This is a genomic window from Pseudanabaena sp. PCC 9330, from assembly GCF_055795045.1.
Genome location: NZ_JAYFES010000047.1, coordinates 66,123 through 79,414 on the forward strand (window position 1 = coordinate 66,123; position 13,292 = coordinate 79,414).

General features: G+C 57.9%; 11 protein-coding genes. All 11 read left to right on the top strand.

Annotated features, from left to right (window positions below; all coding sequences use genetic code 11):
- Window positions 1–333: 333 nt before the first annotated feature.
- The 11 genes from AC0QKW_RS01555 to AC0QKW_RS01605 all read left to right on the top strand — a co-directional run bounded on the left by AC0QKW_RS01555 (window position 334) and on the right by AC0QKW_RS01605 (window position 12,988).
- A complete protein-coding gene (locus tag AC0QKW_RS01555) occupies window positions 334–774 on the top strand; it encodes a hypothetical protein (protein ID WP_473149306.1) in 441 nt (146 codons plus the stop codon).
- A 1-nt stretch (window position 775) separates the two neighbouring features.
- On the top strand, window positions 776–1,084 hold the full coding sequence (locus AC0QKW_RS01560) for a hypothetical protein (RefSeq protein WP_473149307.1): 309 nt from the start codon (window positions 776–778) through the stop codon (window positions 1,082–1,084).
- Window positions 1,077–3,893 carry a hypothetical protein gene (locus tag AC0QKW_RS01565; protein ID WP_473149308.1) on the top strand — a complete coding sequence of 939 codons (2,817 nt, stop codon included), beginning with the start codon at window positions 1,077–1,079 and terminating at the stop codon, window positions 3,891–3,893. Before AC0QKW_RS01560 ends, AC0QKW_RS01565 begins: the two co-directional genes overlap by 8 nt.
- Window positions 3,890–4,699, top strand: a complete 810-nt coding sequence (locus tag AC0QKW_RS01570) for a hypothetical protein (RefSeq protein ID WP_473149309.1) — start codon at window positions 3,890–3,892, stop codon at window positions 4,697–4,699. The genes AC0QKW_RS01565 and AC0QKW_RS01570 overlap by 4 nt, the downstream gene beginning before the upstream one ends.
- A gap of 5 nt (window positions 4,700–4,704) precedes the next feature.
- Window positions 4,705–5,823 (top strand): hypothetical protein, encoded by a 1,119-nt coding sequence (locus AC0QKW_RS01575; protein WP_473149310.1) that lies wholly within the window; start codon window positions 4,705–4,707, stop codon window positions 5,821–5,823.
- A gap of 3 nt (window positions 5,824–5,826) precedes the next feature.
- A complete protein-coding gene (locus tag AC0QKW_RS01580; RefSeq protein ID WP_473149311.1) occupies window positions 5,827–6,573 on the top strand; it encodes a hypothetical protein in 747 nt (248 codons plus the stop codon).
- Window positions 6,570–8,165 carry a hypothetical protein gene (locus AC0QKW_RS01585; protein WP_473149312.1) on the top strand — a complete coding sequence of 532 codons (1,596 nt, stop codon included), beginning with the start codon at window positions 6,570–6,572 and terminating at the stop codon, window positions 8,163–8,165. Before AC0QKW_RS01580 ends, AC0QKW_RS01585 begins: the two co-directional genes overlap by 4 nt.
- A 10-nt stretch (window positions 8,166–8,175) precedes the next feature.
- Window positions 8,176–8,892 carry a hypothetical protein gene (locus AC0QKW_RS01590; protein ID WP_473149313.1) on the top strand — a complete coding sequence of 239 codons (717 nt, stop codon included), beginning with the start codon at window positions 8,176–8,178 and terminating at the stop codon, window positions 8,890–8,892.
- Window positions 8,893–8,895: 3 nt separating this feature from the next.
- Window positions 8,896–10,746 (top strand): hypothetical protein, encoded by a 1,851-nt coding sequence (locus tag AC0QKW_RS01595; RefSeq protein WP_473149314.1) that lies wholly within the window; start codon window positions 8,896–8,898, stop codon window positions 10,744–10,746.
- 110 nt (window positions 10,747–10,856) lie between these two features.
- Window positions 10,857–11,273 carry a hypothetical protein gene (locus tag AC0QKW_RS01600; RefSeq protein ID WP_473149315.1) on the top strand — a complete coding sequence of 139 codons (417 nt, stop codon included), beginning with the start codon at window positions 10,857–10,859 and terminating at the stop codon, window positions 11,271–11,273.
- Window positions 11,270–12,988, top strand: coding sequence for a type IV secretory system conjugative DNA transfer family protein (locus AC0QKW_RS01605; protein WP_473149316.1), 1,719 nt, complete (start codon window positions 11,270–11,272; stop codon window positions 12,986–12,988). Before AC0QKW_RS01600 ends, AC0QKW_RS01605 begins: the two co-directional genes overlap by 4 nt.
- Window positions 12,989–13,292 lie beyond the last annotated feature (304 nt).

A 13,292-nucleotide genomic window follows, 5' to 3' on the forward strand; every position in this document is an offset into this window, starting at 1 on the left:
GTGTGTCTTCAAACGATGTAAAGCACTGTTTTCAGGAGGCTTTAGACATTTTCGGACATTTTTGGCTCCCTTTAGACATAACAAATTTCTGTTTGTAAACAAAATCTAAAAACTGCTTTACTTTTTAGAAGTAGTACTTCACTATGACCCGTAACACTTTCAACATGAAAGTACAACGAAGATTGAGTCGTCAATCTTGAGTTCCTGATAAAGTTCCGTACTTGACCTGCGGGTGGCGAGACCAACGATCTGCCACACGTGGCTGAAAATCGTCCTACTTAATCTGTTCAGGGAGCAATCTACCTACGTCCTAAATCTTTTGGAGTAGGAGATATGAATCTTGTATCTAACCGCCTGAGGTATCTACTGCCTCTATTTCAGCGCAGCCGTAAAGCACTTTCTAAAGCCGGAGATCAACTCGCCCACTTCAAATTCCGTGGCTTCAGCGGCTGGATGTTGCTGGGCCTCGTTACCGGCATCCTTCTATTCATCAGCATTACCAGCCACGTCAACCCGGCCATGGCCCAGCTCTTCGATACCGTTGAAGGCCAGGCCCAGAATATCTTTGGGCAATACCTAGACGGCAACATCATCACGTTCATGTTCGGCATCCTGCGCCTGGTGATCTGGGTGTCGGCGGTGGGCTTTGTGTTCTTTGCCGTCTACCAGGCCCAGCGGGGCGAACAGTGGCAACCGCTGCTGCAAAACGCCTTCATCATCATTGCTGCCGTCGTCATTGTCGAAGGTTTGAGTCGCCTATTCTTCGGAGCCTGAGATGAGCGACGACTCGCGCCTGTACTGCCCGGTCAATCCGAGCCTGGGCCGTCAGCCCGCCCTTGGCCCCATCCCGGCTAACCTGCTCGCCCCCTCGGGTGGCATCTTTGTCGGTTTCTACATCTTGATTGAAGTCCTACTCGGACTGGGTTTTGGCCTATTTTTGCTGCTCAGCACCTGGGGTATCTCGACCTGGTGGGTGGTAGTCGGCGAGAAAACCTGGCTCTTTACCCACAAGTTTGTGCCCGTGCCCGATTGGAAACGGGGTCATGTGCCCTATCAGCGTCATTTATCCAACCACCATGAGTAAACCAAGGCTTGGAACGCAACGCTATCGCTTTCGCCCCTTTGAAGATGAATCACACCTGGAATGTCTCTGCCGTCTGAACCTGCGGGGGCGCAACGTCGGAGCCTATCTGCTCAAGCACCAGCGGCAATACAGTCTGGTGTTTGGCTTTCGCAGCCGGGGTATTCACACCCAGCTGCAACCGGGGCAGGCGGAACCGACGTTGAAACGACTGGAGGACGGATTGAAGGGGTTTCGACCGGGGGATCGGCTGCGGATTCATTGGCGATCGTTTGCCGATGACAGGGATCGCCAACAATCCCTCGAAACCCTGATCCAGACCACTGCTACCCTGGAAAGCCAGTTTCTCTTGCTGGCGCAACAGCGCTCAACCCGCGACCTCACCACCGAGAAACAGCGTCAACCCAAACAGCTCTACCTGTTTGCCACCTACCCCCTTGGGTCGGGGCAGGAGCAAAGTGCTGACCACGTCGAAAAGCTGCTGGCCTGGGTGGTGGCTCAGTACGACACCTTTAAAGGATTGAAGGAGAAAAACCAGCAGCAGTCCTACGTCCAGCTTTTGACTCAGGGCTTCACTGATGGCTACCTGCACTGGGAGCAGCAGCTCAATGCCCGCATGGGGCTCCAGGTCACCCCGATGGGAACCGAAGAGCTGTGGCAGTACCTCTGGGCTCAGTTCAACACGACAACAGTACCCCCCATTCCACAATGCCTAGAGCTGAGTGATGCTGACGGTGATGCGAAGCTCAGCGAACTAATCCACGATCCGCTGCACGCCACGTCTCGCCTAATTCGTGGAGAGAACGGTCAGCCTAGCCATCCCAAAGCGGATCGCCAGTGGGTGCAGGTCAAAGGCAAGTTCGTGGGGGCTGTGGTGCTGGAATCCAAGCCCGCAGGATTCACGACTCCTGATCACCAGCTTTATTACCTCTGGCAAGCCCTGGCCCAATTTCCCGACTGCGAATGCGTTTGCGAGTTAGCTGCTGCCGACCGGATGATGACCCGCGTCACTCTGCAACGGCTGACTAAACAAAGTGTCACCGCTACGTTCCGCGCCAACCTATTGCGGGATGTGGATGTGGCGTCTCAAATGCGGATGAAGCAAGGAGTCGAAGCCCAGGAGCGGATCTATGAGGGTGCGCTGCCCATCTGGATCAGCGGTCTGGTGCTGCTGCACCGAGACAGTCCAGAATCTCTAGCCGAAGCCTGCCAAAAACTGACCAACGCCTTCCATCAGGGCGATTTCATTCGAGAGACCGAGATCGCTTGGCAGTTGTGGCTTAGATCGCTGCCAATTGTCGGCGATCGCCTGATCGACGATGGCCGCAGACAGATGTACCTCACCAACGAAGCTCCAGGGCTAATGCCCGTGGCCTGCCCTCGCACCATCGACAAGCGGGGCATTGAGCTGATCACCCGCGACGGTCAGATGCCCGTCTATTTGGACTTCGTGAATCAACACCGGGGGATGCTGATTTTTGGGGAAACCCGTAGCGGCAAGTCGGTGCTGGCGGCGGAGATCTTTGTATGGGCGATCGCCAACGGCATGAACGTCATTTCGCTGGACTACCCCAAACCCGATGGCACCACCACCTACACCGACCTGGTGAAGTTCTTCGGCGACCAGGGTGCCTACTTCGACATCGGCTCCGAGAGCAACAACCTCTTCCAGATCCCGGACCTGCGAAATCTGCCGGACAACCAACGGCAAGAGCGCCTGGACGACTACAAAGAGTTCCTGGTCAAAGCCCTCGATACCATGGTGATGGGCACCGAGACCGATAACCAGCTGGGCAAACGGGTTCACACGGTGCTCTGGCAAGCCTTATCCACCTTCTTTGAGACTCCCCAAATCCTGGCTCGCTATGATGCCGCCTTTGAGGATGGCTTTGGGAGTTCTGCCTGGCAGCAAATGCCGACCTTGGCAGACTTTGTCGAGACGGTGGTTCATCTCGATCTAGAAGTGGAATCCGCTCTACTCAATGAAGCCGTCGCCACCATTCTGCTAGAGCTGCGGGGCTGGCTCTCCAGTAGGGTCGGCAAAGCTATTTCCCAACCTTCCACCATTCGCACCGATGCTCGGCTCACCGTCTTTGCCCTCCGCAACGTCGGCGACAACATCGAAGCAGCGGTGCTGGCCCTTTCGGCTCAATCCATGGCCTTTCGCCGAGCGCTGGAAGTCTCCGACTCCCTGCTGGCCATTGATGAGAGTCCGATTCTGTTCAAGTACAACGGCATCGCCCAGATCATCGGCCAAGTCTGTGCCAACGGGGCTAAATCCGGCATCCGCCCCCTGATCATCGGTCAAGACCCCGACACCATCGCCCAATCGGTTGCCGGGTCGCAAATTCTTCAAAACCTTAACACCCGCCTGGTCGGAGCCATTCAGCCCAACGCGCTGCCGTCCTACCAACGGCTCTTCGGCTACGACCCTAGTCTCTTGCGACCCAACACCGAAGAATCCTTCCGCATTAGCCCCGGTCGGCTCTGCTCCCACTGGCTGCTTGATGCCGATGCCAGGCTCACCCCCTGCGCCCACTATCCCTCTCCTGAACTGCTGGGGGCGGTGGCCAATAACCCCAAAGAACAGCGGGCACGCCAGCGGGTATTGGCCCAGCATCCCAACAAGTTTGCCGGGTATGCCGCCTTTGCCAAAGCCTACGTTCAGGCGCTGCGCAGCGGCCAATCCCTCGACAGCATTGCGCCCGCTACGCCCGAATTTGAACTCATTCGTCCTGTCTCTGAACTGACTCAACCGATTCCCACCAACGGTTATCAGCCCCAAACTACAACCCCTCGGAGGTCATCATGACGACTCAATCAAAACGCCAACGCATCCGCTATCGCCTTATCCTCGGCACCAGCCTCAGCCTCGGTCTACTCGGCATCGGCACCGCTCGTGCCTCTCTCCAGCCTGGTGGCTGGGGCCAGCAGTGGCAAGACTGGGCCATAGAAAACTTGTCTAATCCCCTCGAAGACATCCTGGCCCAAATCGAGGAAACCACGGCCCTGGCCGAAGAAACCTTGCAGTCCGTTCTAGGCGACCAGTGGGAAGCTCTAAAAACGGCTCTAGGCGGCAACCTGCCTGACCCGCACCGAGTACGGATGGACGAGGCCGTTCCACTCCAGAGCATCCTCGGCACTGACCCCACCACTCAACAACGCGAACTGGCCAATCGCTACGACCAGGAGGTGGCCCGCTCGATGGCCTCGCCCTGGCTGGGCGATCAGGGCCAGACTCGATTATCTAATCAAGCTGAACAAACCACGACTCTTTTAGAAGGGAGTCAGGCCCGCACCCAGCAGGTGCAGTCCATGGCAGAAGAAGCCCAGGGCATGAGCGTCACCCAGGACGTGATGAAGCAAAATGCCCAGATTCAAGCGTCCGTGGCAGCCCTACTCCACGAGCAAACCCAGCTCACCGCCGAAAACAATACCACCCTGACGCAGCTCCATCAGCTCCAGGGGATGCTCACCCAGCTCGCCGCTAACACCAGCGAAGGCATTGACGAGGCCAACCGCCGCGAACGGGTGGAGCGACAGATTTCGATCTCCGGCTCCGCCCAGGCTCCGATTTATATCCCCGGTGCCTTAGGTACCAGTTCTTCTGGAAACTAAGACCAATGCTCAACGCTCTCCTACCATCATGGGTTTTTGTCTCCGCCCAGGTCACTGGCGGGGTCGGCATCATCGACGACAGCGTGCAGCAGCTAGAAGCCGTGCAGCAGGCCTGGGATGCCCGCTGGCAAGACATCTTTGCCAGCAGCAGCGGGCTGTATCTGGGTATCAACCAGTTTGCCTCCATCATCCTAGTCGGTGCTTTCCTCTTCTTTGCTGTGGGCTGGGTTAAAGAAGCCATTGAACGAGGCATTTTCCCCGCCTTACCCAACGTGCTCTGGGTGCTGACCATCGCCGTGCTGCTCTTTGACAACGGTGCTTTGCTCGGCTCTGCCACCCTCGGCATCCGCAACCTGATCAACGCTCAAACCCAGACGGTGCTTCAGGTGCAGGTGGGTGAGGCGTCAATGCTGGAAGCTCTCAACGACGTGATTCTGTCCCAACAGGCCAAGGCCGTCATCCAGCAAGAATATGCCGCCTGCGATGCTCAGACCGGGCAAGCCCAGGTGGACTGTTTCATTCGTGCCGGGGAACGCGCCCAGCAGCGGCTGGAGCAGGAGTACCGCGCCCGAGGCTTTTGGAGTGCGGGCTTGCAACGGCTCTGGAGTCGAGTGCAGCAGATTAGCCAACAGGTGGAGCAGGTCTACGAGTCTGGCGAAGCGCCTATCGGGGGCAATCCCCTGGCTGACATCCTAGTCGGAACCGTGCTGCAAACCAGTAGTCAGGCGCTGGCCGAGCAGTTTCTCAAGGGCTGGCAGTGGGCCTTTGCCAATTTGCTGGAAATGGCCATGCTGCTGACCGGACTGATTGGCCCGATTGCAGTCGCCGGTTCCGTTGTACCGCTCCAGGGCCGCCCGCTGTGGTCATGGCTGGTGGGCTTTTTCAGCCTGGGGATGGCGAAATTTTCCTACAACGTCATCGTCGGTCTGGCTGCAACGGTAGTCGTGGCTGCCGATGCCCAGACCTCCAGCGACTTTGGTTTTTTGCTGCTGATTAGCATCCTGGCTCCAGTTCTGGCCCTGGCCATTGCTGGAGGGGCTGGGATGGCGGTCTTTCGCGGCGTGTCCGGTGGGGTGACCCGACTGATTTCGGTCGGCACCTCTGCAATTCCCATTCCGAGGTAAGTAATGGAACTGCTTGAACTTAGCCGTAAAGTGAAACGGCCCCGTATCCATTCCAGCGACATCTTGCCCCTGGCCTTTGCGGGGTTGTCAGTCGGTGTGCTGGTCTTCGCGTTGGCTTTACTCTGGCTATCGGTCTCAGTGTCGCGGTTGGCCAACCAGAAGCCGCCCACCCTGGTGCAGCAGGTAGATGGTCGTGCCTTCTCGGTGCGTCCTGCCGATTACCGCCACCGGGAACCGGAGGTGATCCGTCAGGTGGTCTCGACCTGGGCGGTGATGACCTTTACCTGGGGCAAGCTGCCGGGTGAAGGTGAAGAAGCTGTTGATGAAGGGGTTCAGGTTTCTGGGCGCAACCGGATTTCAAAAGCCGCCTGGGAAGCCTCATTCCTGCTGGCCCCTGACTTCCGCGATGCCTTCCTCCAAACCCTAGCTACCGAGGTGATTCCCGAGGGCGTCTTTGACGGACAGGTGTCAGCGGTCTTAATTCCCCAGCACATCTCCCCGCCCCAAGCGATTGGCGAAGGTCGCTGGCAGGTGGATCTGGTGGCGACCCGAGTGGTGTTTGAAGCCAGCAACCCGGCTGGGACAACACTGACCTTTAACCGCCGCATCACGGTAAGAGCCGTTGAACCTACTGGTAAACCCCTAATTCCCGATGCCTCGGATTACCAGGCGGTGGCCTACCGGCTGCTAGAGAGCGGGGTGCAGATTGAAGCAATTCGACCCATTCAACCGGAGGACGTGAGCCGATGAGTACCCTCCCAGAACCTAACCTGGACACGCTGCGCGAGATGATGGGCGCACCCGATCTCGCGGAACCGCTGGTGGCTGAAGAAGCTTTCACAGAGCCCGTGCAATCTGAGCGTCCTTTCTGGAAGCTACCAGTGCCGAAGCTCATGTTGATTGGTTCGGCACTGGTGCCCGTCTTTGCCTTGGCGGGCGTTTTTATTGCAGGCAGCCGTCAGGGCGATACGCCCGATACAGCGACAACTTCGCCGGAGGCTAATCCAACAGAAGCCCAGCCTCAGACGGTGGAAGCTGAACTGGAGCAGGCCAGAGCGGAGGTTGCCGCTCTCAAAGCTCAGATGGCTCTGGAAGATCAGGGGGCAGTACAAACTACGACCTCAGGCGCACCGCCTCGCCCGACTACGACGCCTGCACCGCCGTCTCCCACGTCTGTTGCAGCGCCAGCCAGGTCAACTCCTCAACCCGTCGCATCGGCTCCGCCGCCCACCGTTTCAGCAAGACCAGCCTCCCCAGCCGTCAGCTACCCAGCCCCAACGCCTCGCCTGCAACCAGCGGCGACAACTACCCCTGTGGTCTCGCGCCCGTCAGCGGTTTCTACGGCTCCAAGCCCAGCAGTGGCACCTGCTGTTGATCCGGTAGAACGCTGGCAACAACTGGCTCAGGTGGGGAGCTATGGGAGTTTGCCCCTGCCCGAGGAATCCGCTGAACCTGCCTCAGTGCCGGAGCCTGTAGCTCAAGCGCAATTTGCCTATACCCCGGCCCTTCGTCCGGCACCAGCAATTATCAGCACTCCAGAATCCGTGGCAGCGGAGGGAACACCAGAATTTTCAGCGGCGGAACCGCCTGAAATACAGGAGATAGATGACCTGGATGAGTTTCCTGTAGCGGCCTCTGAAGCAGACCCCTCATTCACTGCCATTTTGACGGCAGATGAGGCCCGCATTCTTCAGCCACCGGCACCGCCTGCATCCCTGATCGCGGGGACTCAGTCCAGTGGATCTCTGGCTACACCGGTCATTCTGGATAGCACCGCTGACGGCAACAATCTGCTGGTTGTGCTTTCAGAACCGTTGGTTGATAGCCAGGGCCAAGTGGCAATTCCCGCTGGGGGCGAGCTGGTCATACAGGTAGACACCGTTTCTGACAATGGCCTGGTACAGCTCTCCGCTACTCAGGCGATCTGGACTGACCAGGGCCACTCCCGAGAACTGATGCTGCCTCAGGGCGTGATCCAGATCCGGGGCCAGGGCGGAACACCGCTCCAGGCCGAAGCCTATGACGACATTGGCCCTGGCATTGCGGCGATGGATGCTGGTCAATTTGCCCTGGGTTCGATTCGTCGCGCCAGTGAACTCTATACCCGCCCCAATACTCGGGTTGAAACCGGCAGCGGGTCAACTGTGGTGACCACCGAAAATCCAGCTCCGAATGTATTGGCCGGGGTATTGGAAGGGGGCACCGACGCCATCCTCGACACCATTACTGAGCGCAACCAGCGGGCGATTGAGGAGTTAGAGCAGCGTCCCCGCATTGCCTATATCGAGGCGGGTCGGCCTGTGCAGGTGTTTGTCAACCAGTCGATGCAGATGCCGATTTGAGGACAGGAAAATGATTCAACACTGGAAAACACTGATCCTATCCCTGGCTTTGGCAGGTCTCTCTACTCCAGCCTGGGCACAGGCGACCCGCACTGTTTCAAACCGAGCTGCCAGAGGTGATCATGCCCCGGTCACGGTTGAACTCCATCCTGGCCATGGGGTCACGCTCAACTTTCGCCCGGTAGGAGCGGTTGTGCGTCGCGCCTGGCTCGATGATCCGTCTCAGGTGACGCTGGATTTTGACGATACCCGCTGCGCGACAGTCGCAGCACCAGGAGACTGCGCCGCCACAGTAATTCACCTTAGACGAATTCAGCCTCTGGCCTTTCCGGGCTTGCCTGCCACCGCAACGACGACACTAACGGTCGTAACTGATCGCGACCTCTATACCTTTCAACTGGCCTTTCCCAATTCAAGCGCACCTGCTTACAGCATCCTGGCCATTCAACCCGATGCCCCATCGCCCCATGCCACAGCCATTTTGACGACACAGATCGCTAGCCCTGCTGGGGTGCAGTGGGTAGAGCGAGGGCTGCTCGAAGCGCAGCGACGCAGCCTGGTCGTTACTGGAGATCCGCTTTGGGAGCGGATTCAAGCTTTGCTCGAACAGCTCAAACAGGGCCGATCCCTAGCTGAAGCTACCCAGAATGCAGGCGTATCTCAAGCCCTGGTGGTGCGTCTGGCGGAGTTAGGCCGACTTGATTCTGAAATCACCCAAGGGAGATAACCCATGAATAAACGATTTCGACGACGCCTTCAACGCTTGGGCCTGGTGGCTCTGGGCCTGCTCACAGCCAGTTTGGTCTGGTTTAAACCTGCGCCTCAAGCTGCCACGGAGCCTTGGATTCCAACAGTGCCGGTGCAGTGGGATAAGCAGTACGCCCGAGTCCCTGACTGGTCGCAACTGACCTTTTCCAACCTGCCGCCATTACTGTCTGGCGGGGCTGTTGATATCCCCGGCGATCTGGTCAGCAGCCTGGGCTACGACCCGTCTCGAATCTGGCAGGCGGGGCAATCGGTGGCCGAGGTGCTGAAGCTGGGCGATTTTCAGACCAGCCTTTATCCTCAGTTGTTCAATCTCCAGACCCTAGCTCAGATGGGTCAAATCGACCTGAGCCAGGTGGCCCTGAGCGCTTTGGAGATGGTGGGCTGGCAGCGGGTTGAGGATTTGGTCTCGGCCATTCCGGGGCTGGGCAACCTGCGGTTGGAGCAGGTGCCTCCGCTGGAAGCCCTTATTTCTGAAGCACTACCAGTGTCGAGTTTACGGGGACTCAGTGGCAATGACCTGACCCTTTCTAACCTGCTGGCGGAGTTTCCAGACCTGGGCCAACTGAGTCTGGGGCAACTGGGTAGCCAACTCAATTCGTTTGCCCTGACCAATATTCCTGGGCTCACCAGTATTTCCCTGCAAAACTTTCGCGACTGGGGCAATAGCACCATCGACGGGGTGCCGGGACTAGCGTCGGTGCCATTAGATCAGATGCCCAATCCGCTTTCTGGGGCTGGGGAGATTGGTCAAATTGATATGGTCTATGGCCAGGCTGAAACCCAGCGGCAGACGACGATTTCAGGCAGTAAGCAAGCCGGATTTCAGGTGCCCTGTGAAAAGTCCTGCGCCCATGTGGAATTTGCAGGTACTCCAGGATTGCACGGGAAACAGTGGATTTCAGGGCATGTGCAGCAGGTGCCGGGGGGCGAAGGGTTTTTGTCGTTTGTCAATGGGGGCCAGGAGCCCACCGGGCGTCATCCCTTTGGCGATGCGTTCAAAGTGGCGCTGTGGGAGGTGGATGAGTCCTCAGGCACGGTCAGCACGGCGCTGTTTTTCCGCATGTGTCAGCGGGGGGGCTTTTTGGCTCCTGATCTGGGTTGTACGCCCTACTTCATTGGCCCGGTGCCCTTTATGACCTACCGAGAAACCGATTTCATGCTGGTAGGCGCTGTGGATGGTGGAAGTGGGGGCCAGGCGGCTTCGAGTCTGCCCATGGTATCGGCATCACCTGGAGGGTTGAGCCAGCCAGCTTCTCAGAGAGCGCAACCACAAGCAGCTGATCTAACGGGTCTACAACCCTGTGGGCCTAGCAATGGTGGACTCGATCTGGGGTCACTCTCAACCGCCATTTCTACCCTCAGCCGCTATCCCACCGCCATTGGCCCCTATGGCTGCGATGCCCGAGGCCACTGCGGTCGCCGGTTGGGCCAGTACCTCCTGATGAGCTATCAGCTGGAGGTGCAGACCATGATTGCCTCTCAACCAGGGGGGCCGGAGTTTCTCAAGCGAGTTGAGTCCGGGGCTGAGGTTAACGCCGATGAAGTAGAGCGATTCTTGCCAATGGCGACCCAAACCCATTTGGTGAAGGAATCCTTACAGACTATTGCCGACCAAGCCCAGGTCGAGGGGTTACCAGAGGCTGCCCTAGTTGAGCGCATTGGCCAGCATTACTTTGGTGGCCCAGGGGTGCTAGTCGAGGGCACAGTGGCTGACATTCAGGGCCAGGTGTTTCTCAACCCTCAAACGGCTTCGTTGAGTCAGGCCTATGCCCAAGCCAAAGGCTGTTTAGCCCAGGGAGGTCGGCAAGGATGAAGCGCATCTTGTGTGTTAAACCCCTTCTGGTTTGCCTAGTAATGCTTGTGGCTCTGGCTATTTGGCTTTGGCCTCGGCCATCTCAGACAGGCTGGCGTTTAGCCCAGGAGGTGGCTCCCCTGCCTCTGCTCAGTCAGATGTTAGCGGACAACCTCAGCCCCAATTTTCCGGTTGATCCGGGTCAGATGCAGATGTGGAAGATGCAGGTTGCAGGCCAGCGCCAGCCGCTGTATCTGGTCGATTCTCGGGTTCAAGGAATCGAGATACAGCCTCTTTGTGGGGCGATTGGCTGTGCGTTCTTCGGCTACATCCCTCAGGACATTGGCTTTCAGCAGGTGCTGGCCACCTACCTCAATCCCCATGTCCCACCAGGTAGGAGCCTGATTGAGCCGACAACAACTGTGGACAACGGGCTACCCCGGCTTGTCGTGAACCAGTTAGGGGCCGAAGGTTTCCAGCAATACACCCTGGGCTTCAACGGTCAGGTCTACGAAATTCAGCACATTGACACTTTGGCGCGATTATGACGACCTCCTCTCAACCCCAACGCTCTCTGGATCTCAGCATCCTACGGGACACCGCCCAACCCTTTCTGGACTCCGGCCTGGGTACCCTGCTGCTCGGCCTGGTGGTGCTGTGGGCGGGGATGAGTCTGTTTGGCAACAGCACCACCAAGAACAAGCTAGCGACCGGACGCTTTGCGGGGAAGGTTGAACGGCGACGGGCGAAGGCTCTGGGGCGGAAGCAGCAGAAGCAGCGGCATCCAGCTAAAGTGCCGCTCAAAGCCGGAGATCTGGATATCCCCCAGGCCCAGCAGAGCATTGTGGTGGCCGGAGCCCCGGACTCGGGGAAAACTTACAGCATTATTGATCCGGCCATTCGCTCGGCGATCGCCCAGGGATTTCCCATCGTGGTCTACGATTTCAAGGGCAGTCAGCTCGCGGCTCATGCTGCTTGGGCCGCGAGTCAGGGCTATCAAGTGGATGTGTTCGCACCGGGTCAGCCCTATACCGGTATCTGCAACCCGCTCGATTTCCTTGAAGATGAAACCGATGCCCTGATGGCGTCGCAACTCGCGGCGGTGCTGCAAAAGAATACCCAGCGAGACGGCGGCTACCGGGATAACGACTTCTTCAACAGTGCCGGTACCAACCTGGTTGAGGCGGTGATGCTGCTCGCCAAGCGCACGCCCTACCCTGACCTGCTGATGGCGAACAAAATCTTGAACCTTTCCAACCTGCCAGGGCGCATTCGGCAGGCGGGTGAGTCGGGATGGATTCCGCCCTGGACGATGGAGAGCTTTAACCAGCTGATTGCCTCCGAGGAAGCCGATAAGCAGATCGCGGGGATTGTCGCCACTGCCCAGCGCACCTTCAAAACGTTTACCGGCAAGCAGTTGGTCTCTAGCTTCTGCGGCAAGACCACTATCCCGCTGGATATGACCGGCAAGCGCATTCTGTTTTTGCAGGTAGATATCCAGAAGCGAGATGCCGTCAGCCCCCTCCTGGCCGCTATCCTCCACCTGATCGTCACCCGCAACTTTGCGCGGCCCCGTTCTGAACCCCTGGTGCTCGCCCTCGATGAGTTGCCGACGCTCTATCTGCCTGATCTCCCCAAGTGGATCAACGAATTTCGCTCCTATGGGTTTGTGGCGCTGCTGGGCTATCAGAACTTTGCTCAACTCCAGCACATCTATGGGCGCGATCTCTCCAGGGCGCTGTTCGCGGCCTGTGGTACCAAGGTGTTCTTTAACCCCAAAGACCGGGAGACGGCTCAGGAGTTCTCCGGCTACCTGGGGGAAAAGGACGTGCGGATTTATACCCGCTCCCGCAGCCAGGGCCGTTACGGCAGCAACAGTCGTTCAGAGCAGTGCCAGCGAGTGCCGCTGATGACGGCGGATCAGATTCTCAAGCTGGATCAGGGGGAATGCGTATTTATCAACCCGGCTTACCGAGGTGGGGGCGAGGCATCCGTGCCGCTGCGGGTGAGGGTGAAGATTTCAAAAAAAGAGCAGGCGACTCAAGCCAGGAGTGAAGCCCTTTGGAACAGCACCGTGCAGCAGAAACTCATCGCTCGCTGCCAACAGCAGCAGACCCTAACGGATTTAGATGACGAGAACCAAAAACGCAAGGAAATCGCCGAGTGCTTATTTCCTTTGCCACTGAGTGACGGGCAACAGCTATCAGGGTTGTCTGCCAGTTCTGACATTACCGAAGACGAATTCGATGAGGCATTACGATGAACCACACTGTAACAACTTGGGGGCTATCCCCAGGGGCTACGTCATATTTAAGTCAGCATCCAGAGCAACTGTCCGCACTGGCTGACGCAAAAGCCTTACCGCCGTTACCCCCTGGCTATGTGCCCGAGGTGGTAGAGGTATTATTCGATGATGTGCCTTACCTCCGAGCGGTAAACGGAGAATTGATTTTTTCCAGAGACTGCTTACCTGACTACCAGCCTGGCTGCGTGGAATATCGACTGGATGACCAGCTGGCCTTTTTTCAAGTCGGCAGCGACGTGGTGGTTGATCGATTGGGTGGTCT

Bases quoted from the DNA above. Each gene is read 5' to 3' on its own strand.
- AC0QKW_RS01575 (WP_473149310.1), top strand. From the start codon at position 4,705: ATGCTCAACGCTCTCCTACCATCATGGGTTTTTGTCTCCGCCCAGGTC.
- AC0QKW_RS01585 (WP_473149312.1), top strand. From the start codon at position 6,570: ATGAGTACCCTCCCAGAACCTAACCTGGACACGCTGCGCGAGATGATG.
- AC0QKW_RS01595 (WP_473149314.1), top strand. From the start codon at position 8,896: ATGAATAAACGATTTCGACGACGCCTTCAACGCTTGGGCCTGGTGGCT.
- AC0QKW_RS01605 (WP_473149316.1), top strand. From the start codon at position 11,270: ATGACGACCTCCTCTCAACCCCAACGCTCTCTGGATCTCAGCATCCTA.
- AC0QKW_RS01590 (WP_473149313.1), top strand. From the start codon at position 8,176: ATGATTCAACACTGGAAAACACTGATCCTATCCCTGGCTTTGGCAGGT.
- AC0QKW_RS01565 (WP_473149308.1), top strand. From the start codon at position 1,077: ATGAGTAAACCAAGGCTTGGAACGCAACGCTATCGCTTTCGCCCCTTT.
- AC0QKW_RS01570 (WP_473149309.1), top strand. From the start codon at position 3,890: ATGACGACTCAATCAAAACGCCAACGCATCCGCTATCGCCTTATCCTC.
- AC0QKW_RS01580 (WP_473149311.1), top strand. From the start codon at position 5,827: ATGGAACTGCTTGAACTTAGCCGTAAAGTGAAACGGCCCCGTATCCAT.
- AC0QKW_RS01560 (WP_473149307.1), top strand. From the start codon at position 776: ATGAGCGACGACTCGCGCCTGTACTGCCCGGTCAATCCGAGCCTGGGC.
- AC0QKW_RS01555 (WP_473149306.1), top strand. From the start codon at position 334: ATGAATCTTGTATCTAACCGCCTGAGGTATCTACTGCCTCTATTTCAG.